Consider the following 23299-nt stretch of genomic DNA (forward strand, 5'->3'; position numbering starts at 1 on the left):
ACGGAGCGAACTGCGATGACAACCCTTGGCGCCCTGGTGGTTCTGTTTCATCCGACGGCCGCAGAACTGGCCCGCGTTGTCGCCCTGCGCGAGCGCTGCGATAGCCTGACCGTGGTAGATAACTCGCCGCAGCAGGATCCCGCTGCGGCAGCGCGTCTTCAGGCGTGTGGAATCAGGTTGCTGCATAACGGCAATCGCAATGGCATTGCCGGTGCGCTCAATCGCGGGCTTGCCAGCCAGTTCGAGCAGGGCGTGGACGCGGTCGCCTTGTTCGATCAGGACTCCGTGGTGCCAGGCAGCTATTTCCCCGTCATGCGGGCCACATGCGAGGCGCTCGGTGCGGGGGCGTTCCTTGCCGGTCCGCGTATCTTCGATGAAAACGATCAACGTTTCCTGCCTGAACTGAGCACCGATGGCCTCACAGTGCAGCGTCTGAAGCTGCAGGAGGGCGCCGCGCCGCAGCGCTGCGCGTTTCTGATCTCGTCGGGCTGCGTGATTTCGCGCCGGGCGTTCGAGACACTCGGCGGCTTCGACGAACCGCTGTTTATCGATCATGTGGATACGGAGTACTGCCTGCGAGCGCTGGCGCGCAACGTTCCGCTGTATGTCATACCGTCGCTGATCCTCTCGCACAAGATCGGCGAACGGCGCCGCCATCGCCTTGGACCGTTCCATATGACCGCGACCAATCATCCGTGGTATCGGCGCTATTACAGCGCCCGCAATGCAATGCAGATCGGACTGCAGTACGGCATGCGTTTTCCGGTTGCCATCGTGCCGAATCTTCTGACGCTGTGGCAGATCGTGCAGGTGCTGTTGCTCGAAACCGACAAGCTCGCCAAGCTCAACGGCATCCTGCTCGGCATGTCGGATGGCCTGTTCGGACGGCTCGGTCCATTGGAACGTACGCGCCCGGCGCTTGCCGCGCGCTTCGCATACAGGGCGCAGTACGAATGAAGCTTGCTCCTCTCGAACTGTGGCTGTGGCCGGCGAACGCGCTGCTGTTTGTGCTGCTTATTCTGCTGCTAGCCGGCTGCGTCGATGACGCCGGCCTGCACGCCAACGTCAAACCGTTGATGCCGGAGGCGGACGCGCTAGCGAAGACAGCCGGAACCCGGACGAACGGGGCGTGGCCCACTCCCGAGTGGGTCGAACGGTACCGCGATCCGCAACTGGATGAACTCGTCGGCGAAGCGCTGCAGCAGAATCCCGATATGCAGATTGCCAAAGCGCGGATCGGCGTCGCGCAGTCGCAACTCGAGCAGTTCGCGTCGCTGACCGGACTCACGGGCACAGCCGGGGCGACCGTCACCAAGGCGCGCTTGCCGCAGCCGCCGAACGTCGCGAATGTGTCGGTGGCGGGCGAGACGATTCCCGTGCAGCTCTTTAGCGATCCGACCGAATCACCGTCGGCCCTGTTTGCGGGGCTGAGCTATCAGTTTGACCTGTGGGGCAAGAATGCCGCCATGACGCGCGGGCTTTTGTCCGGGCGCGATGCGGCGCGAGTGGACGCGGAGCAGGCGCGGCTCTCGCTGACTGTCGCGATCGTCACGCTGTATTTCGAACTGGACCGCGACTACGCGATGCAGGACAACCTGCAGGAAAGGCAGCACGCGAGCGACTTCGTGAACGACGTCCTGCGTGAACGGTTCGCGCGTGGTCTCGATAACGGGTACGACGCCGCGGACGCCGTGCTCAAGCAGAACCGCCTCGTTGCGCAGATGGAACTCAACGACGAACGGATCAAGCTCACGCAGTTGCAGCTTGGAGTGCTGAGCGGCCGCGGCGCGGAACGTGGACTCACGATTCGCCGGCCGCAACTGGCCGACCTCGCGGACCTCGATGCAGCCGGACTGCCGGCACGGTTGCCCGTCGATCTGCTGGGGCGGCGCCCGGATATCGTCGCCGCGCGCCTGCGTGCCGAAGCCGCGGTGGCGAACGTCGATGCGACGCGCGCACAGTTCTACCCGGATGTGAACCTGGTGGCCTTCGCAGGCTTGACGGCGCTCACACCCGCGTCACTGTTTACCCACGAAGCGCTGACCGGCTCCGTCGGGCCGGCGGTGTCACTGCCGATCTTCGATCGCAGCCGCCTGCGCGCCAAGCTCGGCGGCGACTATGCCAGTGTGGACGTGGCGCTCAGCCTGTACAACAAAACCATCGAGCAGGCGCTAGGGGAAGTGGCGCAACGGCTGACGTCGTTGCGCACCGTGGATAAGCTGGTGCAGCAGCAGGCGCAGGCGGTCGACGCTGCCACGCATATCGTTGCGATTGCCGACGAGCGCCATCAGCGCGGCCTCGTCATGCAAAAGGACGTGATGCTGGCCGACCTGAGGCTGCTTGACGAGCGCGCCGAGCAGATGGAACTGCAGACACAGCGCCGGGTGTTGCAGGTTGAGCTGGTCGCCGCGCTAGGCGGCGGCTTTGACGAGCGGAAAATTGCCGGGCCGCCGATTTCCCATTTTCAGGCTGCCTTTCCTTCACACGGACGGATCACGGATACGCACTTCGACTGAATGTACAACGACAAGAACGATATCGACCGGGCCAGCCAGTCCCAGGCTGCCGCGATGCAGCACGACGCGCGCCGCGCAACGAGGAGGCGCCGCCTCACAGTCTTTCTGGGCGCGGCCGCCGTGGTCGCGTTGGCAGCGCTCGGCTGGTGGGTTTTCAATGCGCGCTTTTACGAGGAAACCGACGACGCCTACGTCGCCGGTCATATCGTGCAGATCGCCGCGCAGATTCCCGGCACCGTCACGGACATCCTCGCTGACAACACGCAGCGCGTCACCGCCGGGCAGGCGCTGGTGAAGCTCGACGATACCGAAGCGGCCGTCGCTTACGCCCAGGCGCAGGCGCAGCTCGCGCTGGCGGTGCGCCAGGTGGCCAACGCGGAACGCTCGCGCGGCTTGTACGTGGAGGCAATCAAGGCGCGCCGCGCGGAACTGGCGCTGGCGCAGCAGGCGTTGGCGGCACGCGATCACTCGCCGATCGAGATTGTCGCCCCGGAAGAACTGGCGCGTGCTCGTGAAGCCGTGGCGGTGGCCGCGGCCAATCTCGCTTCGGCCCAGTCTCAACTCGATGCGGCGCGCGCGCTGGGCAGCGGGCAAGCGGTCGACGCGAATCCTTCGGTGCTGCAGGCGGCGGCACAACTGCGGCTCGCGTTTCGCAATCTGCAGCGCTCGACGATCGTCGCGCCGGTCGACGGTACAGTCGGGCAGCGCTCGGTGCAGATCGGGCAGCAGGTCGGTCCGGGCGTGCCGTTGATGTCGATCATTCCGCTCGAACGGCTCTGGGTTGAAGCCAATTTCAAGGAAGGGCAGATCCGCCATATGCGAGTCGGTCAGCCGGTTCGGATCGTCTCGGACGTGTATGGCTCGCAGGTGGTGTATCGCGGGCGGGTGGAGGGCTTCTCCGCAGGGACAGGCAGCGCCTTTTCGATGCTGCCTTCGCAGAATGCGGCCGGTAACTGGATCAAGGTGGTGCAGCGCGTGCCGATCGTGATCTCGCTCGACGCGGGCGACCTGAACGCGCATCCGCTGCGTTTGGGGTTATCGATGCAGGTGTCGGTCGATACGCGCGTGCGTACGGGGCAACTGATCGGCAACGATACGCCCGCGCCGCTGCAGAGTACGCGGGTGTATGACAAGGGGGCCGGTGAGGCGGAGAAAGTGATCGCGAAGATTATTCGGGAGAATGCGGCGTTGTGACGGTGTAGCTAGCGTGCAAGGTAAACCGATCGTATCTGATGTTAGTTGCGATCGCTGTCGTTCGACACATGCCGGAGAATCACTTGTGCGCACTGACCCGACGAAGCAAGCGGGTCCCAAACATACGCCACGCGCCCATCGCGGATCTCAATGATGACCGGACGGTTGCGCGGGACCCGGCCTCGCTCTGTCACTGGCAGTTGGAGTTGCTCAGACAAGGCTCGCCGTGAGTCGCTCAACAATGGAAACGGCAGCGCCAGTATCTCGGCTACCAGTTTCTGTACAAGCGGCGCTTGCGTCGTGATTCCAAAAAGCTGGATATTGCGCGACTCGAACTGCTTATACAGCCGTGCAAAGCCAAGCAGTTCCTCGAGTCCCGCCAAGCCGTGTTCGTCCGCCTCCCAGGATGGCGCCGGCGATTCATCCCGCGGAAGGACGAACGGCGTGAAAATCAGGAGTGCATGAGGCAATTCGCTGAGGTCACACATGCCTCCCGCCGTAGAGGTCAAAGATAGGGCAGGCAGGCACAGGCCCGCGATTTCAGGGGTGTTCACTAACTGATCCTGTTTTACTGGTGTGTGGCTGGAAAGCCGTTGCTTGACGCCTGGCGGAATCATCGAAACTTGTGCACCTGAAGTAGAGCGAACACGTACATCAACATCAGACCTCCGAAGAATCCAATTCCCATCCCAACGATCAACATCGTCGCCTTCCTGTTTAGAGCCCGGTGACCGGGTCCGATTGCAGATTGACAATCGCTCGCATGCGTCAGCTACAGCCGCTTTGCCCGGGAACCGGTCCGGAAGAGTATGACGGGGAAACATTGTCGGAACATTAACGGCGCTGCGGACAGCGCAAATGTTCCTTTTCCCGCGCGCCCGAACCCACACACCCGCATGTTGAACGGCGGCAACCTATCCGTACCGCGGGCGCCGCGCAGTGCGGCACGCAATGTTCGCACAATGTATGACTCATAGAATCCGCAGCGTCGTCGGACTTTTACCCTCGGACGCCGACTGTCTTTGCTTCGCGACGTGTCGTTGCACGTACACCCGTCAACGCGCGACGAGCGGTTTTACTATTTGCGGATATCTCGAATGAAGTTAAGTTTTGCTTTCTACCTCGCTTCGGCGGCGGTTGGTTTTGCTGTTTCGTCCGGTGCATTCGCCGACGGCTACAACGTCACGGTCGGCGCCGGCATTGATGTCGCTCCGCGATATCTCGGCAGTAACGAGTACCACTTCATTCCGGTGCCGTACCTCAATGTGACGACGCCGTCGGGCATCTATGTCGATACGACGCGTGGCGTCGGCTACAAGCTGGATTTGCCGCACAACTTTTACATCGACACCGCGTTGAACTACGCCATCGGCCGCAAGGATACGAACGAAACGCTCGGCAGCGGGTCCGACGCGCTGCGCGGCATGGGCAATGTGCCGAATGCGCTACTCGCGACCGTGACGGCGGGATACCGCTTCGCGAACGTGGGCTCTGTAAGCGTCGCGGCTGACGTGCCGTTGAGCAACCGCAGCATCGGCGATGCATGGCGTGTTGCTTTCGAGGCGCCGATGCTGGTATCCAGATCGGATGTACTGACGGCGAAGACTGTGGTGCATCTGGGTTCGGCGACTTACAACCAGACGATGTGGGGCGTGAATGCGTCGCAAAGCGCAGCCTCGGGGTTCCGGCAATACAGTCTCGGCGGCGGTTTCAATGCAGTCGATTTCGGCGTGACCTGGGTGCACCGTTTCGACCGCCACTGGTCGGTTTCGACGTCGACCCAAGTGACGCGCCTCGTTGGCGACGCCGGGAACAGCCCGATTGTGCAACGCCGCGTGTCATTGAATGTTGCGACGCTCGCGGGCTATACGTTCTAGGCCCGGTTTCGATAAACCAGCTTCCGCTGGCGCTCGCAATTGAGCGGATCGCGCATTCTGCGTCGCGCGATCCCATGCTTGATTTCAAGCATGCCTGAAGAACTCGCATGCATTAGAAATGCTTAGTGAGGCAAGGCGTTCCCTGGCGAGCCGAAAACATCCTTGCTGGCGTCGACGCGCGGCAGGCTTACGCGAATACCCGTGCCGCGCGTCGGCGGCTCGAAATAGCTCGCGCGGCCACCGTGCATGATGGCGATCTCGCGCACGATACTCAGGCCGAGGCCGGCCCCGGAACCATGGCGCGTATAGCGTGAGAAGGACTCGAAGATCTGTTCCCGCCATACAGACGGTATGCCCGGCCCGGTGTCGGCAAATTCCATCAGAACATAGGTGGCATCGGCTTTCACGGTCACGGTGAGCATCGTTGTGGTGCCACCGTGCTTGATCGCGTTCTGCACGAGGTTGACGATGACGCGTGTCAGCGACGCGGCATCGCCGGAAACGTCGAGTTGCTCGGCATCGCAGACGAACTCGACGTCGTGGCCCGCACTCAGGACGACGGGTGCGAGATCGCCTATCGTTTCGCGGACCAGGGCGACGAGGTTCAGCGGTTCCATCCGCAGCGTAGTGCTTTTGAGTGCCTGGAGGTCGAGTAGCGCATCGCTCAGCTCGCCGAGACGCTCTACATCCTGCTCGAGCTTTGCCTTCAGCGGTCCATTCTCCAGCGCGTCGAGACGTGCTCGGATGATGGCGACCGGTGTGCGCAGTTCGTGCGCGGCGTTGGCGATGAAGCGATCCTGCTGGGTCCGTCCGGCGTCGAGGCGCTCGAGCGCAGCATTGAACGCGCGCACCAGCGGTGCAATTTCGCGTGGCAGGCCCTCCTCGGGCAGGCGCAGGCCGCGACGGTCGATATCGACATAGCGCGCGAGTTGCACGACGTCCTTCAGTTTGCGCAATGCCAATGCCACGACAATCGGAATGGTCACGATATTGACGAGCAGCAGCGGAAGAAAAAACGGCGCTTCCAGATATCGGATCACCGCGATGCCGGCAGCCTTCCACGCCGGCATCAGCGGGCCGCCGCCATAGGCGATCTGCATGTCACCGAGATGGGCGCGCACGGTCTTGAGCTTGCACGAGAGATTGCCGTGATCGCTGAGATCCGTAATGGTGCCGCCGAAAAGGCGGGGCAGCGTGGCGACTGCCGATACACAAGGCGCGGAGACGCGGCCAACGCTGATCTGGTCCCCGCCCTGGTCGCGCACGACAAACCACAACCCGGGCGCTGTACGCTCGAGCGATTCGAGTTCCGGGGTGCGTTGCAGCGCGAGATGACCGTCGGTTGTACGCGATACTGCCGCGAGGATGACGCTGTCGCTGCGGTCATCCATCACGTAGCCGGAGAGGTCCCACTGCAGAAAGTTGATGAGTGTCAGCAGTCCCGATGCAATCGCAACGGCTATCAAGGTTCCGATCAGCATGACCGAAATGCGCTGCGTGATTGACAGATTCTGGAGATAGCTCATTCAGTCGTGGAAAGCAGATAGCCGATGCCGCGCACGGGCCGAATCTCGATACCCGCGTCGTGCAGCGCAAGCTTGCTGCGTAGCCGGGAGATATGAGCGTCGAGTGCATTCGATTGAATGTCCTCATCCAGCCCATAGACGCGCGCGATCAACTGGTCGCGCTGCACCGTTTTGCCCGCGCTCTCGACGAGTGCCTGCAGTGCCAGCAGTTCGCGCCGCCGCAAGCCGAGCGGCTCGCCGCGAACGGTTGCGGTGAGCGAGACGAGATCGATTTCAAGCGCACCCACGGTGACCTTGTGCGTCTGCATGACGGGCGCACGTCGCGCGAGCGCACGCAGGCGCGCAGTCAGCTCGTCCATCGAAAAGGGCTTGGCGAGATAGTCGTCGGCGCCGGCATCGAGCCCTTCGACTCGCGCCGCGATTTCGCCTGCCGCGGTCAGCACGATCACCGGAATGCCCGGCGCTGCTGCGCGCAGATCGGGAATGGCGGTGAGTCCGTCGCCATCGGGCAAGAGCCGGTCGAGTAGCACCACTTTGTACTGGCACTCGCGGATCGCATAGCGTGCCTCGCTCAGGCTGGACACGCAATCGACTGCAATATTGCGCTTGCCCAGCGCATTCTGGATTGCCGAAGCGAGTTCCAGTTCGTCTTCGATCAGCAGGATACGCATGAGTTGCTGGCCGGTTGATGCGAAAGGTGGGGTTGTATGGCGTGTGGCGAACGGACCAGTATACCGCGCTCACTCCGACCTTGCCATTGTGCCGGTATGAGGACATGTGCCAGCGCCCGCCAAAAATCGCTGATGGTCTTTCGCGTCAATCCGCCGCAGTCGCGCAGACGCAACGCGAGCCTGGATGAGCGCATATCGGCCATAACCAGAGGGAAAACGTTTGCGACGAGCCTTTGGGCGCGCCCACGTCCCGCTTGTCTTTTCGGGCTGCTTTCTTTAATCGTCGGGCGTAACGAAACTGACATGTAGACCCATTAGCGTGCTGATTTCTCGTTCAACGGGTGGTCTCGAAATGCATCCCGCGCTTGCGCAGTTTCGTCGCCCCGGAGTCACCGCAAGCCCGCGTTGCGCCGGCGATTTATGTCAGGAATTCCCAACCATCGATGCGGCCGATTCCAACTCTTTGGCAATCGAGATTTTCTATTCGCGGCGCGACATGGTCAGTTTGGCCGTGGTGGAAGGCAACCGTCCCATTGGACTGATTAACCGCGATATTTTCCTGTCGCAAATGAGCAAGCCATTTCACCGGGAGCTTTACGACAAGAAAAGCTGTATCGCGTTCATGGACAAGGAGCCGCTCATCGTCGACGCGGACATGAGCATCGAAGCGCTGACGTTCAAGACGGTGGAGGTGGGTCACAAGGCGCTGTCCGACGGCTTCATTGTGACGCGCGAGGGCGGGTTCGTCGGACTTGCGAGCGGTTTTCAGCTATTGGGCGCCGTGGCTGAAATGCAGGCGGAAAAGAACCGTCAAATCATGCAGAGCATCGAATATGCGAGCGTGATCCAGCAAGCCATGCTGCGCGCGTCGCGCGACGCGCTGTCGTCCATGTTGGCGGATGCCGCGTTGAAATGGGAGCCGCGCGATGTGGTGGGCGGCGACTTTTATCACTTTGCTTCGTTCTCCGATGGATGGTTCGGCGCGGTAGCCGACTGTACCGGACATGGCGTGCCTGGCGCCTTCATGACGCTGCTTGCCTCGGCTTCGCTGTCGCAGGCGCTCGAGCGAATCGGACCGCGCGACCCGGCCGCTCTTCTGGCAGGCGTCAATCGCAACGTCAAGGGCTTGCTGGGTCAAGTGCATAGGACAGGCGAGTCGCCGCAGTCGAACGACGGCCTCGACGCGGCTTTCTTCTGGTTCGATGCGGAACAGCAGCAACTGCATTTTTCCGGTGCGCGCATTGCGCTGCACATTTTGCGGCCGGATGCCGATTACTTCGACAGCATTTCGGGCGAGCGCATGGGCGTCGGCTATGTCGACAGTCTGGCGGACTATGCGTGGGCGCTGAACACCGTCGCGCTGACGCCGGGCAGCCTCCTGTTCGTCTCGACCGATGGGCTGATCGATCAGATCGGCGGCCCGCGAAAAATTGCTTTTGGCAAGCGCCGGGCGCTCGATCTGATTGTCGAGAACCGTGCGCAGCCGTTATCCGCGATCTGCGATGCCTTGCAGCGCGCGTTGGCCGACTGGCAGGGCGCACAGGCACGTCGCGATGACGTCACGCTATTTTTTGCACGCGTTTAGGGTAGTCCATGAACATGTTTGAACTCTTAGACCAGGATGCCGCGTTTTTCGAACTCGCTCAGAGGCGCAACCTGATTTTCTATCACAAGGGCTACTTCTCCCAAAGCATCGTCGCGGCCATGAGCGAAGTCGTGAAGCTGCAACTGGAAGTGGCGGGGGTCAGCGGGCCGACCCGGCGCAAACTGTTTTCGTCCTTTATCGAACTCGCGCAGAATATCGTCCACTATTCGTCCGACTCGCTCGTCGAGGGTGGCGGGGCAGGTGGCGCAATACGCGAGGGCGCGGTGTGCATCAGCACCGAGGGCGAGCGTCATCTCATGTTATGTGTGAATCCGATTGCGACGACGGCAGTGAGCAATTTGCGCGAGCGGCTCGAGCCGTTGCGCAGCATGTCGTTTGAAGAAATCAAGCAGGCGTACAAGCTGTCGCTGCGCTCCGACACGCCGGAGGAAAGCAAGGGTGCGGGGCTTGGGTTCCTGACGATGGCTCGAGATGCGAGCGCTCCGCTGGAGTTTGCCTTTTGTCCGCGCGGCGACGCTCCAGAAACCACGCTATTTTTCCTCAAGACCATCATCTGACCAAGGGACGGGTGTCCGCCATGGATAATCTTTATATTGCGGCTACGACCACGTCGCCGGAAATCGATTTTCAATTCGACCAGAACGTGCTGACGTTCAGGGGAGAGTCTTATCCCGAGAACGCAGCCGCGTTCTATGCCCCGGTGATCGAGCAGCTTCGCGCGTACCTCGCAGGTTGCAACAATGCCGTTATCACGGTTGAGGTCACCCTGACGTACTTCAACAGTTCGAGCACGAAGATGTTGTTCAACGTGTTCGATGCGCTGGATCAGGCGGCTTCATCTGGAAATAGCGTGCTGGTGCGGTGGTACCGCGACGCCGAGGACGAAACCATTCTCGAATTCGGCGAGGAATTGCAAGCCGATTTCACGGCGATCCAGTTCACCGATTGTCCGGTTGCGATCTAAGGACGGCCACGGTGGCTCCAACTTCCCCTTCGGACGCGCCTTCAAACGAATCTGCGGACCTGTTCAAGAACGAGAGCGAGGCGCTGGAGAAGGCGCGCGCGATTCATGCGAATCTCGACGCCGACGCCCAGCAATCCCGCCTGGCGCTAGCCGAGCTGATCGGACATTTCGAACGCCTGATGCGCGAGACGCGCCGCCTGATTGGGCGCAGCGACCGCGCCGAGCGCGAGATGCATGCACTGACCCAGCAGTTGCAATATCGTGCGACACACGATGCGTTGACCGATGTATTGAACCGCAGTGCGGTGATCGAACGGACCATCAAGGCGTTGCGCGTCGATCGTGCGGTGATGATCCTGCTCGACATCGATGAGTTCAAGAAAATAAATGACGATTTCGGCCATCCTGTTGGCGACGCGGTGATCCTCGGTATCGTCGATTGCTTGCGGCGCATTGTCGGTGAGCAGGGCGTTATCGGCCGCGTCGGCGGCGAAGAGTTTACCGTCCTGTTGCCGGGGCACGATCTCGCCGAGGCGCTGGAGTTGACGGAGAAAATGCGCGAGGCGATCGGCAGTCACGTTTTCGCGGCGCCCGTGAATCGTCGCATCACGGCCAGTTTCGGCGTCAGCGCCAACCCGGTTCGCACCGATTTCGATACTGCATACGGGTTAGCGGATTCGGCTTTGTATAAGGCGAAGCGAGGCGGGCGCAATCGCGTGGAGTTTGCCGATTCGCAAGCGGTTTCGCCCGTTATGCCGGCCGGGGACTGAACGGCAACCTGTCGCCGCAGGCGCCTGGCCGGCGCTTCGCGAAGGTCAGACCCGCGCGCCGCTGTGTGGACACAATAGACCGGAAAAGTGAGATCCGATTCGATTTTCGCTGATCAATGTCCGCGTGGCCGAAAGCCGCGCCGGATGCGCACGTGGCTGTAATGCCCACTGCCAGAAAAAGGGTATCGCGTCTCATGGAGTTCTCCTGTCCTGCCTACTTCCGGCGGGCGCCAGACAATTGCGAACGACACGGATTCTATGGGCGGCGCGCGGACGCAGGTGCGGCCGACATGTCAATTCTGTAACCGGTAGTACCCCGCTGTGGGTACTGCCGGTTCTGACCATGATTAAGACGTGCTCAGGGAATCGCCCGAGACATGGACGCGCTCACCGACCTGGACGGGTGGCTGCGTCGAGTAGTTGAAGTTCCGGTAGCTGCCATCCTGCATTCTTACCTGCACCTGGTAGGTCGTAGCCTTTCGCACTGCATGCTCGATTCCGTTGCCAGCAAATCCACCGCCAACCGCACCCGCAATCGTTGCCAGAACGCGACCGCGTCCTCCTCCAACCTGATTTCCCAGCAACCCACCAGCGACAGCTCCGCCTACGGCTCCGAGACCCGTGGTCGGTTCGGGTTCCTGAACTGTATTGACGGCGACAACTTCGCCGGCGTTCGGGTCAACCGCGACCGGTCTTGGTGCAGGCTGCGCTGCGTCTTGATATGTGTTGTTGTTCCTGGGAGCCTGCTCAGCCGGAGTGGTCCGGTGATGATGAATACTGGGCCGGACTGGCGCTTCCTCCCGCGTGACGTGTTGCTGAGCATCTGGTTGCGCCGACGCTAGCGACGCGCTGGCGGCCTGAGCGACGACCGGTACAGCTTGCGTCGAAGGCGCGGTCGTTGCCCGGGACGTCGGAAGAATGCCCGTCATCGCTGCGATGCCCGTCGCACTGGCCAGGATAACGGCCACAGCCGCACCGGCAACCAGAGGGTGGATACGATTGCGTTGCGGAGAATCGGATGTCAGGTTGGTGTTCATGGCGCGCTCCGTTGATGTGTGTCAGCAAGAACGCCGGAGCCGACAAACCGGTGGACGTATTGCCCGCAAGATTTGTAAGCAGTTGTAGCGTTTTCCAAGTGTCTTTCGGTACGTTGTCCCGGACGTATCGCTTCGGACGGCGTCTGGCTGGGCAATCGGCCATCGCGGCATGACCGGCAATTTTCACTTCGCATCGTTCTACGACCGTCGCTCGGCAATTCGCGATCGAAATGCAGACCGTCGAATAGCTTGTCGGTGCTTTGCCACTTGCCCATGCCTCGCCACCCACTCGTTAAACCGCGAGCTTAAACTTGTCCGCACTCCCATTTGCACCAGAATCCTCCCAGCAGGCTTGATTTGTTGAATGGATAGTCATAATATGCATTCCCATGAACCAGCCCGCCTCCCTGAAGAGAACCCGCACCACGAGCGCCCGCGGGCGCCCGCGCGAGTTCGACACGTCTACGGTGCTGGCGCATGCGAGCGAAGTATTCTGGCGCCATGGCTACCATGCCACTTCGATCGACGATCTCTGCAAGGCTACCGGCCTGCTGCGCGGCAGTTTGTACGGCGTCTTCGGCGACAAGCACGGCATCATGCTGGCCGCGCTCGATCATTACGCGGAAGGTTCGGTTGCCCGCCTCGCCGAGCGGCTGAACGCGCCGCTGCCGCCGCAGGAGGCGCTGCGCAACGCGCTTCTGCATTACGCCAAGGTGTCGTCGGGGCTGACGCAGCAGCGCAGTTGCCTGATTACGAACACCACGCTGGAAATGCAGGCGGACGACGAGGCGCTGCGCAGCCGCATCGCCTCGATCCAGCGCCGCATGGCGACGCTGCTCGCCGCCGCTGTGATTCGCGGCCAGGCAAGCGGCGCTTTCAGCTCGACGCTCGACGACAAGGCAGCCAGCAATTTCCTGCTCTGCATCATGCAGGGGTTGCGGGTACTGGGCCGGGTCGCGCACGAAGAGCATGAACTCACGGCGATCGTCGACGTGGCGATGCGCGCGCTCACGTAAATTTTTTTACCAAATTATTGAACGGGCGGTCATGAATAGCGAATGCGTCAAATCTACGCCGATGGCGTTTGCTGCGCCGGGAACGGGCGCTGTGCCTGGCGCCGGCGCCACAGCCGAAGCAGAGCCGCGCTTCGAACGTCAGGGGCTCGCGCTCGCCGTATTGTTCGTGGGCGCGTTTCTCGCGCCGCTTGACTACTTCATTGTCAATCTGGCGCTGCCGGCAATCCACACCGGGCTCGGCGCCACGGATGCGCAGTTGCAACTGATCGTCTCGGCATATGCGTCCGCCTATGCCGTGCTTCTGATCACCGGCGGGCGGCTAGGTGACCTGTTCGGACGCCGCCGCATGTTCATGACCGGGATGGCGGGCTTCGTGGTGGCGTCGGCCTTGTGCGGCTTTGCTCCAGGCGGGCACATGCTGGTGATCGCGCGGATCGTGCAAGGCATGGCCGCCGCCGTGATGGCGCCGCAGGTGCTGGCCACGATTCGCGCGGTGGTGCCGCTCGCGCAGCAAACGCGCGTGATGAGCTTCTACGGTTTCGTGTTCGGGCTGGCTTCCATTGTCGGACAACTCGGTGGCGGTGCGCTGATTACCTACCGGCCGTTCGGCCTCGACTGGCGTGTCATTTTCCTGATCAACATTCCGGTGGGCATTCTCGCGTTTATCGGCACCTGGAAGTTTGTGCCGGAAAACCAGCCCGCCGTGCGTAGCGGCGTGGACCTGAAGGGTGTCGGTTTGCTGTCGCTGTTGCTGCTGCTGGTGATCTATCCGATGACGCACGGCCGCGAGGCCGGCTGGCCGGCCTGGACGTTCGTGATGTTTGCGCTGAGCGTACCGGCGTTCGCGCTGTTCGTCGCGACGGAGCGGCGCGTGGAGCGGCGAGGCGGCCATCCGCTCGTCGACCTGCAATTGTTCCGCAATCCGGCGTTCGCACTCGGTCTCGTGCTGGCGTTCTTGTTCTACTGCAACAGCGCGTTCTTTCTGACCTACGGCATCTTTCTGCAAACCGGTCTGCACTGGACGCCGCTTGCCTCCGGCGTCGCCATCATGCCGTTTGCGATCGGCTTCCTGATCGGGCCGCTGACCTCGCCGGCGGTGGTGCGGCGTATCGGCAGCCATGTGCTGACGCTCGGGTTTTCGATGATGACGGTCGGCTTTACGGTAACCGGCTGGTCGGCCACCCATGCTGCCGCGCCGGATCTGCTGTTTTACTGCGGGCTGGTGTGCGCCGGTGTCGGCCATGGCCTGCTGCTGCCGTCGATCATGCGCACCGTCCTCGCGGAAGTGGCGCCGCAGAAGGCGGGGCTGGCTTCAGGCGTGGTCACGTCGACCCTGCAGATCGGCTCGGCGTTCGGCACCGCGGCAATCAGCGGTGCGTTCTTCGGCGTGCTGGGTGGCCGGGCGACGCCGGATGCATACGCCCACGCGTTTCAGTACAGCCTCGGCATCAACGCACTGTTGATGCTGACTTGTATTGGCTTGAGTGCACTACTGGTGCGTCATCAGCGGATTGCGATTCACCATTGAAGTGACAATGGCTACCGTAGGGGTATTTCACTGCACCGACTTAATGCGGTGCGCCCTCCATTGGTGATATTCATGGATGAGCGCCCGGTTTATGGATGGTTGTCGCAATAATTGATCGGATAAAAACGTTTCATAACTGAAATCAAAAAATGCCAATGTCTGAGGAATCCGGCTCAGTATATTTTTCGGCACAGGCGTTCGGCTCACGTAAGTTGTTCCCGCGCTCAGGGCCGTGGGGCGGGGCAGAGGAAGATCTGCTGAATAGGTTTTAGCGAGCCGATCATTATTTCATCCGGCGAGCCGATGATCGAAATCAAATTCCCTGCTGCGTGAAAACGGTATCAACAAAAATCAGTTGCAGTCCGGAATTTCAGTTGTTAATCTTGGCAAACTTTATAAATATTTCGCCAGCCGTCCGGCTGAGACCATGGGTTAAAACATTTCACTGCTTTCGTCCCCGGGGATTGATATGCTGACCGCTACCCTCGATGCATTCGATACACCGTCAATCGCACCGCTGAATATCGGCGACGTCGTCACGCTCAAATCGGGCGGCCCACGCATGACCGTGACCTACGCCGGCCCCGTTGCGCTCACTTCAGGTGACTGGGTGGTTTGCCAGTGGTTCGACGAGCAGGGTGAACTACGCCAGGAGATGTTCGAGCAGGAACGGGTTCGGCTCGAACCGCGCTCCATCCCGGCTGGCTCCGTGAAACTGCGCAGCTTCGGGCGCGTTGCGCACTCGGGCTGAGCTGTGCCTGAGGTTCAGGCCGCCGGCGGCTTGCCCACGGCCTTGGCCATCTCCGTAGTCGGCGCCCAGCCGAGTCCCTCGTAAAGCGGGCGCCCCAACTGCGTGGCGTGCAGGATCGCATACGGCAACCCTCGCTCGCTGAACGCCGCCTCCGCGCGGTCCATCAAGGTGCGTGCGATGCCGCGCTGCCGGTAACCCGGTTCCACATAGACATTCAACACGTAGCCGCGCCGGTCCTGTTCCGGATGGAGCGGATGCGGCGGCCAGTCGATTTCCATCAGCCCGATGCCCGCCACCGGCGCGTCGCCGTCCAGCACGATAAAGCCGAAGTACGAGCCGTCCGCAAGCCGCGGCTGCAGCCACGCGCGAAAGGGCGGCGTCATCTGGTCGAGCAGGGCAGGCTCGCGCCCTGCCTCGCGGAACATTTCATAGCGGTGACGGCAGATCAGGTCCAGATCGCCGGCATTGAGAGGGCGCGTGTGCAACACGATCAGCGCCGTGCTTCGGTTGCCATGCGTACCGCGAGGCCGGCGAGCACCGTTCCCATCAACCAGCGCTGAACCAGAATCCACCCAGGGCGCCGCCCGAGAAACACCGCAATCGAACCGGCCATGATCGCGACGAGCGAATTGACGGTCAGGCTAAACGCGATCTGCACCGACCCCAGCACCAGCGATTGCTCCAGCACATGTCCCAGTTGCGGATCGATAAATTGCGGCAGCAGCGAGAGATACAGCACGGCGATTTTTGGGTTCAGCAGGTTGGTGACGAAACCCATGGCAAACAGCTTGCGCGGGCTGTCGGCGGGCAGGTCGCGCACCTGAAACGGCGAGCGTCCACCCGGTTTGACGGCTTGCCATGCGAGCCACAGCATGTACAGGGCGCCGCCGAAGCGCAGCGCGTCATAAGCAAACGGCACGGCCAGCAGCAGGGCGGTGATGCCGAGCGCGGCGCTGAACATATAGAACAGGAAGCCGAGCGCAACACCGCCGAGCGAGATCAGGCCCGCGGTACGCCCCTGGCAGATCGAGCGCGAGACGAGGTACAGCATGTTCGGACCAGGCGTGAGCGCCATGCCAAGCGAGACGAGGCCAAAGGTCAGCAGCTTGCTGAGTTCAGGCATTGCAGTGCTCCAGAAAGGGTGATGCGCGAGGTGGGTGGGCTGGTCGATTATTCCACGCGTGGCGAAAAACCGGCAATTGGCCGAACGGCCGGGTAGTGGGCAAATGAGGAAGCGCGGCGGCGCGCCTTGGGTTACGGGGAGTGTACCGGCGGGCTGGCGGCCGCTCAGCGCTCGTTCTTGTTGCGGCTCGCCCGGTTCTGCACGCGCTGAATCAGCATGACGGAAAAGGTCCGCATCCTGACAATGCGCCGCGTCTCGGCCACCTCGGTCGCGACGTCTTTCGGCGGGTTCGGCTGCAGCGCCCAATACAACGCGGCCAGCCAGCCGAAGCCGGTCCAGCCGAGACAGGCGTTGAAGAGCGCAAGCGTCAGCAGGTCGTGACGCTTGCGCCGGTCGGCGAGAATCGCCGGCAGGAAATACACCCCCAGTGCGACGACCGCGGCCACCGCTTGAACGACCGTGCTGCCCAGCATCGCGGGACTCCCGGCATAGTGCCAATTCGGTAATTGTCGCGCGTTTGCGCAATTCGCGCATAGGCGTCCGGAGGCGCCCACTGCTTCGCTCCGCCAACCCGAGTGTCGGGAAAGTCGTGGCGTGGCGGCAGGGCGGTTTTGGGCAGTCCTGGCCGAATGGGGGACTTCAGGCTGGCACCGTAGAGGACTATCATGTGCGTTTTGACCGACCGACCGGACAGCCAACATGATTTCCGACGATACCACCCAGCAGGCCAGCCAGATCAACCACGACACGCTCCGCGAGTTCGTGGATCGCAAGTGGAACGACGAGATCGTGCCGGCGCTCACCGACTATATCGCCGTGCCCGCCAAGAGTCCGGCTTTCGACGCCGACTGGGTCAAGCACGGCTTTATCGACCGGGTGGTGACGGACGCGGCGCAATGGGCCGGGCAACAGCCCGTCAAAGGCCTGAAGCTGGAGGTGATCCGCTTGCCGGGCCGCACACCGGTGATTTTCTTCGAAACGCCGGCCACCCGTTCGGGCAGCACCGAGACGATTGTGCTTTACGGCCACCTCGACAAACAGCCCGAGTTCGACGGTTGGCGTAACGACCTCGGGCCTTGGACCCCCAAGCTGGAAGACGGCAAGCTCTATGGCCGCGGCGGCGCGGACGACGGCTATGCGATCTACGCGAGCCTCACCGCTCTCGCCGCGCTGGACGCCCAGGGCGTCCAGCGGCCGCGCTGTGTCGGCCTGATCGAAACCTGCGAGGAGTCGGGCAGCTACGACCTGCTGCCGTATGTCGATGCGCTGCGCGAACGGCTCGGCAAAGTGGGGCTGGTGGTCTGCCTCGATTCCGGGGCCGGCAACTACGACCAGTTGTGGCTGACCACCTCGCTGCGCGGCCTGGTGTCCGGCGACCTCGAAGTCCATGTGCTCGACGAGGGCATTCACTCGGGCGGGTACGGCGGCATTGCGCCGTCGAGCTTCCGCATCATGCGGCAACTGTTCGACCGCCTCGAAGACGCTTCCAATGGCAACCTGTTGCCGCAGGGTTTCCATGCGCCGATCCCGGCGGAGCGTCTGCGTGAAGCGGAGGCCACCGCCCAGATTCTGGGCGACGACGTCTGGAAGAAGATTCCGTGGGCGTGCGGCCAGGATGGCCGCCAGGTGCTGCCCACCACGAGCGATCCGAAAGAGGCGCTGCTCAACTCCACCTGGCGCCCGTCGCTTTCGGTCACGGGCGCGGCCGGTTTGCCGGCCATCGCCGATGCCGGCAATGTGCTGCGTCCGCGTACGGCGTTCAAGCTGTCGCTGCGCCTGCCGCCGCTTCTCGATGCGGTCAAGGCGGTCGCGGAACTGAAAGCGCTGCTCGAATTCGACCCGCCCTATAACGCCAAGGTCACGTTCAAGCCGGATGCCGGTGCGGCCAGCGGCTGGAGCGCGCCGGAACTGGCGCCGTGGCTCGCCTCGGCGCTGAACGACACGTCGCGCCGGCACTACGGCGCAGACTGCGCGTATATGGGACAGGGCGGCACGATCCCGCTGATGAACGTCCTGAAGGAAGGTTTCCCGCACTCGCAGTTCATGGTGTGCGGCGTGCTCGGACCGAAGTCGAACGCACACGGGCCGAACGAGTTCCTGCATGTGTCGTATGGCAAGAAGCTGACCGCGGCGGTGGCCGATGTGATCGCAGCGGCGCCGTGACATGGATGCTCCTCGCGCAGCGCAAACGGCCCCGCTCAGGATTGCGTCGTCATCTCTGCACGCGTTCGTCCGGGCTATCTGGGAGCAGGCGGGCAGCACCTCACGCGAGGCCGGACTGGTGGCCGACCATCTGCTCGCCGCCAATCTGACCGGGCACGATTCGCACGGCGTCGGCATGATTCCGCGCTATGTGGCGTCGCTGCGCGACAACGAACTCAAGCTCAACCTGCACGCGCAGGTGGTGCGCGATGCGGGGGCGGTGCTGACCATCGAAGGCGGCAAGGGCTTTGGCCAGGTCGTCGCGTATGAGGCGATGGAGCGCGGCATCGAGCGCGCACGACAGCTCGGCCTCTGCGCAGTCGGCCTGCGCGGCGCGCATCATATTGGCCGCATCGGTCATTGGGCCGAGCAGTGCGCGCGCGCCGGGTTCGTCTCGTTCCACTTTGTCAATGTGGCCGGCGACCCGCTCGTCGCACCGTTCGGCGGAACGGATCGCCGCATCGGCACCAATCCGTTTTGCGCCGCCTTTCCGCGTGGCGGCAAAGCTCCGCTGGTGCTCGATTTCGCTACCAGCGCAGTCGCATTCGGCAAGACCCGGGTGGCCTATAACCAGGGCAAGCAGGTTCCGCCTGGTGCGCTGATCGATCACGACGGGCACGCCACGCTCGAGCCGTCGGTGATGCACGAGGCGCCGTTCGGATCGCTGCTGCCGTTCGGCGGTCACAAGGGTTTCGGGCTGGCGGCCATGTGCGAGATCTTCGGCGGTGCGCTATCCGGCGGCTACACCAGCCATGCGGACACGCTCGGCACGAACCACGCCATCATCAACTGCATGCTCTCGGTGATCCTCGATCCGGCCGCCTTCGATGCTCCGAACGCCGAGGCCGAAGCGGATGCGTTTGTCGAATGGGTGAAGGCCTCGCCTTTAGCCGAGGGAACCGAGCGCATCCTCGCGCCCGGTGAACCGGAGCGCGCCATGCGCGCCGAACGCGAGGCGCAGGGCGTGCCGGTCGACCCGGCCACCTGGCAGCAGATCTGCCATGCCGCGCTCGCGCTCGGCATGCCGCCGGAGCAGGTCGAGCGCTGGTCCGCGCATTTGCAGTGATACTCGCTTCAAGCGCGCCAGGCGCTTAAAGCAGCTCAAGCGCCTCAAGCGACTCAACCGCTTCAAGCGGCGCCTCGAATGCGCCGCTTCTCCCACCATATTTCGCATTACATTTCCCGACGGTAAAGAATTACCTTCTCTCACGCGTTCGGCAATAAATTCCGCAATCAATCGCCTGGCGATTTAATTCCAGTTTGACGCAATGATTTTTGCGCGCCTTTTCGTGCGCAATCGTTTGCGTGCGCGCCCCTGTCTCGTTTGACCTTCCCTCCGAAGCCCGCTCTTAAAGGATCCGCAAGGACGACTTGCGTCTGTCCGTTGGCAAGCCCGCTCCCGCCTTATTGAGGTCTGCTTTAGGCTCGACTTGCATTGCCGCCGTTTAACCTTAAAGGACCATTCAAAATGACTCTTCACAACCATCACGCGTGCCGTCCGTTCCTCGAAGCGGGTAATCTGTCGCAGATTTCCGCTTACTACGAAGAGGGACGCAACATCATGTGGATGATGTTGCGTGCGCAGCCGCGTCCATGTTTTAACCTTGAACTGGTGCACGATATTCTGGGTCTCGCCCAGGCTGCGCGTGAGTCCGGTTTGCCGATCGACTTCTGGGTAACGGGCTCGCTGATTCCCGCGATGTACAACGTCGGCGGCGATCTGGACTTCTTTGCCGAGACGATCCGGGCCGGCAAGCGCCAGGCCTTGATGTCGTATGCCCGGGCCTGTGTCGACTGCGTGCATGCTGCGGCGCGCGGCTTCGATACCGGCGCGATTTCGATTGCGATGGTGGAGGGAACTGCACTCGGGGGTGGCTTCGAAGCGGCGCTCGCGCATCATTTTCTGCTCGCGCAGAACGACGCACGCATGGGCTTTCCGGAGATCGCCTTCAACCTGTTCCCGGGCATGGGCGGATATTCGCTCGTCGCCCGCAAGGCCGGCATGCGCCTCGCGGAAGAGCTGATCGGCATCGGCGAGTCGCACACCGCGGAATGGTATGCGGGCAAGGGGCTGGTCGACCAGTTGTTCGAACCGGGCGAGGCTTATGTGGCGACGCGGACCTTTGTCGACACCTTGCGCCCCAAGATGAACGGCATACGCGCCATGCTGCGGGCCCGTCAGCGGGTGCTGCAGCTCTCGCGCGCCGAGCTGATGGAGATCACGGAAGACTGGGTGGAGGCAGCGTTTACGATCGAAGAAAAGGATCTGGCCTTCATGGAGCGGCTCGTGACGTTGCAGAACCGCCGCACTTCCAGCCTGCGCCAGAGTAGCGCAAGCATTGCCTAGCTGAACCGAAGCTCAGGCGATCAACCTGAGCTTCTGCCGCTCGCGCAGCCACTGTTCGAACTCGGCGGCCGGCATTGGCTGGCCGTACAGGAAGCCCTGCACGTATTCCACCCCGAGCCCCTTCATAAACGCTTCTTCGGCGTCCGTTTCGATCCCTTCGGCGACCACCTTGAAATTCAGCTCCTGGGCTACCGCCACCATCGAGCGCACCAGCGCCTGGGCTTTCGTATTCTCGTTGATGGAGCGCACGAAGCTACGATCGAGCTTGATGACATCGAGCGGAATCCGCCCGAGCTGCGAGAGCGACGAATAGCCGGTGCCGAAGTCGTCGAGGTGCACCTGTGCGCCGAGTTGACGGAACTGCGTAATCAACTGGATCGCGGCGGCCTCGTCTTCGATCAGGCAGCTTTCGGTGAGCTCGAGATCGATCAGGCAGGGCTCGAGTCCCGCCTGCTGGAGCGCCTCGGCGAAGTGCCGGACCACCGCGGTATCCACCAGTTGGCGCGCCGACACGTTGATCGCCACGCGCAGGTTGAGGCCCGCCGCCTTCCAGCGGGCGGCTTGCGCCGCCGCCGTCTGCATGACCCAGCGGCCCAGGTGGCCGATCAGCCCCGATTCTTCGGCATAGCGAATGAATTCGGTCGGCAGGATCTGGCCGCGTTCGGGCGAATTCCAGCGTATCAGCGCCTCGGCGCCGGTCACCTGGCCCGTCGAAATCGACAGCTTGGGCTGATAGTAGAGCGTGAACTGGCCTTCGTCGATGCCGCGCCGCAGGTTGGTGTCGAGCCACATGTACTCGGCCACCTTGCGGTCCATCTCCTGCGAAAACACCCGGTAGGTGCGCTTGCCTTCGTCCTTGGCGACGTACATCGCGGTGTCCGCCGAACGGATCAGCGATTCGAGACTGTCGCCGTGTTCGGGGCACAGCGCGATGCCGATCGAGCAGCCGGTATAGACCTCGACGAGCCCGAGGCTGAAGGGCGTGCGCATGCGCTCCAGAATGCGCTGCGCAGTGGCTTCCAGCGAGCTGGCGGTGCCGCTTGCGGCCAGCACGATAAACTCGTCGCCGCCCAGCCGCGCGAGCGTGTCGCCCTCGTTCAGGCAGGTGCCGATGGCCGCGGAGACGTCCTTGATCAGGCGGTCGCCGAACACATGGCCGTAGTGGTCGTTGACCTTCTTGAAGTTGTCGAGATCGAGGAACAGGATGCCGACCGAAACGCCTTCCGCCGCGTTCGAGATCGCCGCGCGGATCTTGTCCTGGATCGCGTTGCGATTGGCGAGGCCGGTCAACGAATCGGTGTTGGCCAGTTCGGTCAGGCGTTCTTGCGCGCGGCGCTCTTCGGTGATGTCGGTGCCCGAGCAGATCAGGAATTGCTCGTCGACGCCGCTGCCGCTCTGCACGAACTTGTTGCGAAACAGGAAGAGCCGCTCGCCGTGCACGGTCTTCACGAGCCGTTCCACTTCGTACGAGACGCCGCGGTTGAAGAAGCCGGCGATATTCTGGCTCGACGCCGCACCCGCCTCGGACGACATGAAGAGCGCCCAGACACTGCGGCCGACAATGTCTTCCTCTTTCATGCCGGTGAGTTCTTCGGCGAGCCGGTTGAAGCGCTGGATGCGGCCATTGCGGTCGACGATCACGACGACCGAGTTGACTTCCGACACCACCTGCTCGGCGAACGACAGCCCATGGACCAGGTCGCGCGCCACCGATTCGGTGTCTTCATAGGCCGAGGCCGTGCCCGCCCATAAGTTACTGGTGAGCTTCTTGCCTACCAGATGCAGTCGCAACGGCTCACCGAGCAGACGCACGTCGAGAATCAGGTGGGAGGTAATACCCGTCAGGCGGCGAATCTGTGCGGCCTGTTGCGGGTTGAGGGCGATGGCGGCATTGGCCGGCATGTCGCCCGTGACCGGCGTCAGCTCCAGCGCGTTGCTGTCTTTGGACAGACGCCAGCAAGGGCTGCTTGTGCCGAACTGGGCATAAAGCACCTGGTCGTGTTGGTCGTCGTTCATATCGTTTCCCGGGCAAGGTGTGCCTGCGGGCCGCCAGCGTGGACTGCGGAGCCGGCGGGCGGCAAACAGTCTACATCAGGTGTAAGGCTGACCTTCATTGTATCCAGGGCGGCCGGCACGCGGGCTTATGAGCCAGTAACGGCAAGGTACTATGA

Annotated in this window: 22 protein-coding genes; 14 read left to right on the forward strand and 8 right to left on the reverse strand. The window is 62.5% G+C overall.

Features of this window, described 5'->3' with window-relative positions:
- The first annotated feature begins 15 nt into the window (after positions 1 to 15).
- The 3 genes from AC1ECK_RS18080 to AC1ECK_RS18090 are packed head-to-tail and all read left to right on the forward strand — an operon-like array spanning position 16 to position 3710.
- Entirely contained in the window at positions 16 to 957 is a 942-nt protein-coding gene (locus AC1ECK_RS18080; protein WP_480321336.1) for a glycosyltransferase family 2 protein, read from the forward strand.
- On the forward strand, positions 954 to 2516 hold the full coding sequence (locus AC1ECK_RS18085) for an efflux transporter outer membrane subunit (protein ID WP_480321337.1): 1563 nt from the start codon (positions 954 to 956) through the stop codon (positions 2514 to 2516). The genes AC1ECK_RS18080 and AC1ECK_RS18085 overlap by 4 nt, the downstream gene beginning before the upstream one ends.
- Positions 2517 to 2570: 54 nt before the next feature.
- Positions 2571 to 3710, forward strand: a complete 1140-nt coding sequence (locus tag AC1ECK_RS18090) for a hemolysin secretion protein D (protein WP_480321534.1) — start codon at positions 2571 to 2573, stop codon at positions 3708 to 3710.
- 41 nt (positions 3711 to 3751) lie between these two features.
- On the opposite strand, the gene AC1ECK_RS18095 is transcribed toward AC1ECK_RS18090, so the two are convergent.
- A complete protein-coding gene (locus AC1ECK_RS18095) occupies positions 3752 to 4327 on the reverse strand; it encodes a redoxin domain-containing protein (RefSeq protein WP_480321338.1) in 576 nt (191 codons plus the stop codon).
- Between the two features lie 480 nt (positions 4328 to 4807).
- On the opposite strand from AC1ECK_RS18095, the gene AC1ECK_RS18100 reads away from it, so the two are divergent.
- Complete coding sequence (locus AC1ECK_RS18100) at positions 4808 to 5587, forward strand: MipA/OmpV family protein (RefSeq protein ID WP_480321339.1); 780 nt, start codon at positions 4808 to 4810, stop codon at positions 5585 to 5587.
- A 122-nt stretch (positions 5588 to 5709) separates the two neighbouring features.
- On the opposite strand, the gene AC1ECK_RS18105 is transcribed toward AC1ECK_RS18100, so the two are convergent.
- Both AC1ECK_RS18105 and AC1ECK_RS18110 read right to left on the reverse strand, forming a co-directional pair.
- Positions 5710 to 7113, reverse strand: coding sequence for a sensor histidine kinase (locus tag AC1ECK_RS18105; protein WP_480321340.1), 1404 nt, complete (start codon positions 7111 to 7113; stop codon positions 5710 to 5712).
- On the reverse strand, positions 7110 to 7784 hold the full coding sequence (locus AC1ECK_RS18110) for a response regulator transcription factor (protein WP_480321341.1): 675 nt from the start codon (positions 7782 to 7784) through the stop codon (positions 7110 to 7112). The genes AC1ECK_RS18105 and AC1ECK_RS18110 overlap by 4 nt, the downstream gene beginning before the upstream one ends.
- A gap of 469 nt (positions 7785 to 8253) precedes the next feature.
- Between AC1ECK_RS18110 and AC1ECK_RS18115 the strand changes: the two genes are divergently transcribed.
- The 4 genes from AC1ECK_RS18115 to AC1ECK_RS18130 are packed head-to-tail and all read left to right on the forward strand — an operon-like array spanning position 8254 to position 11124.
- A complete protein-coding gene (locus tag AC1ECK_RS18115) occupies positions 8254 to 9369 on the forward strand; it encodes a SpoIIE family protein phosphatase (RefSeq protein WP_480321536.1) in 1116 nt (371 codons plus the stop codon).
- Positions 9370 to 9383: 14 nt separating this feature from the next.
- The gene (locus AC1ECK_RS18120; RefSeq protein WP_480321342.1) at positions 9384 to 9947 is read left to right on the forward strand and encodes a SiaB family protein kinase; all 564 of its coding nucleotides are present in this window, start codon (positions 9384 to 9386) and stop codon (positions 9945 to 9947) included.
- Positions 9948 to 9967: 20 nt separating this feature from the next.
- The gene (locus AC1ECK_RS18125) at positions 9968 to 10354 is read left to right on the forward strand and encodes a DUF1987 domain-containing protein (RefSeq protein WP_480321343.1); all 387 of its coding nucleotides are present in this window, start codon (positions 9968 to 9970) and stop codon (positions 10352 to 10354) included.
- 11 nt (positions 10355 to 10365) lie between these two features.
- Positions 10366 to 11124, forward strand: a complete 759-nt coding sequence (locus tag AC1ECK_RS18130) for a GGDEF domain-containing protein (RefSeq protein ID WP_480321344.1) — start codon at positions 10366 to 10368, stop codon at positions 11122 to 11124.
- A gap of 347 nt (positions 11125 to 11471) precedes the next feature.
- Here AC1ECK_RS18130 and AC1ECK_RS18135 read toward each other — a convergent pair whose 3' ends face one another.
- Positions 11472 to 12161, reverse strand: a complete 690-nt coding sequence (locus AC1ECK_RS18135) for a glycine zipper 2TM domain-containing protein (protein WP_480321345.1) — start codon at positions 12159 to 12161, stop codon at positions 11472 to 11474.
- A 389-nt stretch (positions 12162 to 12550) separates the two neighbouring features.
- On the opposite strand from AC1ECK_RS18135, the gene AC1ECK_RS18140 reads away from it, so the two are divergent.
- The 3 genes from AC1ECK_RS18140 to AC1ECK_RS18150 all read left to right on the forward strand — a co-directional run bounded on the left by AC1ECK_RS18140 (position 12551) and on the right by AC1ECK_RS18150 (position 15456).
- Complete coding sequence (locus AC1ECK_RS18140; RefSeq protein ID WP_480321346.1) at positions 12551 to 13177, forward strand: TetR/AcrR family transcriptional regulator; 627 nt, start codon at positions 12551 to 12553, stop codon at positions 13175 to 13177.
- 31 nt (positions 13178 to 13208) lie between these two features.
- Positions 13209 to 14705 (forward strand): MFS transporter, encoded by a 1497-nt coding sequence (locus AC1ECK_RS18145; RefSeq protein ID WP_480321347.1) that lies wholly within the window; start codon positions 13209 to 13211, stop codon positions 14703 to 14705.
- 469 nt (positions 14706 to 15174) lie between these two features.
- Positions 15175 to 15456 carry a YodC family protein gene (locus tag AC1ECK_RS18150; RefSeq protein WP_480321348.1) on the forward strand — a complete coding sequence of 94 codons (282 nt, stop codon included), beginning with the start codon at positions 15175 to 15177 and terminating at the stop codon, positions 15454 to 15456.
- A gap of 14 nt (positions 15457 to 15470) precedes the next feature.
- Here AC1ECK_RS18150 and AC1ECK_RS18155 read toward each other — a convergent pair whose 3' ends face one another.
- From AC1ECK_RS18155 to AC1ECK_RS18165, 3 genes are all read right to left on the reverse strand, one after another.
- Positions 15471 to 15941: a GNAT family N-acetyltransferase gene (locus AC1ECK_RS18155; RefSeq protein ID WP_480321538.1), complete on the reverse strand. Its 471-nt coding sequence runs from the start codon at positions 15939 to 15941 to the stop codon at positions 15471 to 15473.
- A gap of 5 nt (positions 15942 to 15946) precedes the next feature.
- Complete coding sequence (locus AC1ECK_RS18160; RefSeq protein ID WP_480321349.1) at positions 15947 to 16579, reverse strand: LysE family translocator; 633 nt, start codon at positions 16577 to 16579, stop codon at positions 15947 to 15949.
- Between the two features lie 164 nt (positions 16580 to 16743).
- The gene (locus AC1ECK_RS18165) at positions 16744 to 17052 is read right to left on the reverse strand and encodes a superinfection immunity protein (RefSeq protein ID WP_480321350.1); all 309 of its coding nucleotides are present in this window, start codon (positions 17050 to 17052) and stop codon (positions 16744 to 16746) included.
- Positions 17053 to 17278: 226 nt separating this feature from the next.
- Here AC1ECK_RS18165 and AC1ECK_RS18170 point away from each other — a divergent pair, with 226 nt between their 5' ends.
- The 3 genes from AC1ECK_RS18170 (at position 17279) to AC1ECK_RS18180 (ending at position 21128) form a co-directional block, all read left to right on the forward strand.
- Complete coding sequence (locus AC1ECK_RS18170) at positions 17279 to 18742, forward strand: M20 family metallopeptidase (RefSeq protein WP_480321351.1); 1464 nt, start codon at positions 17279 to 17281, stop codon at positions 18740 to 18742.
- 1 nt (position 18743) lies between these two features.
- The gene (locus AC1ECK_RS18175; RefSeq protein WP_480321352.1) at positions 18744 to 19847 is read left to right on the forward strand and encodes a malate/lactate/ureidoglycolate dehydrogenase; all 1104 of its coding nucleotides are present in this window, start codon (positions 18744 to 18746) and stop codon (positions 19845 to 19847) included.
- A 402-nt stretch (positions 19848 to 20249) separates the two neighbouring features.
- Positions 20250 to 21128 carry a crotonase/enoyl-CoA hydratase family protein gene (locus tag AC1ECK_RS18180; RefSeq protein WP_480321353.1) on the forward strand — a complete coding sequence of 293 codons (879 nt, stop codon included), beginning with the start codon at positions 20250 to 20252 and terminating at the stop codon, positions 21126 to 21128.
- A 12-nt stretch (positions 21129 to 21140) separates the two neighbouring features.
- Here the strand turns inward: AC1ECK_RS18180 and pdeR are convergent, their stop codons facing one another.
- Positions 21141 to 23144: a cyclic di-GMP phosphodiesterase gene (gene pdeR, locus AC1ECK_RS18185; protein ID WP_480321354.1), complete on the reverse strand. Its 2004-nt coding sequence runs from the start codon at positions 23142 to 23144 to the stop codon at positions 21141 to 21143.
- Positions 23145 to 23299 lie beyond the last annotated feature (155 nt).

It is taken from the genome of Paraburkholderia sp. SSBN10T, assembly GCF_056619545.1.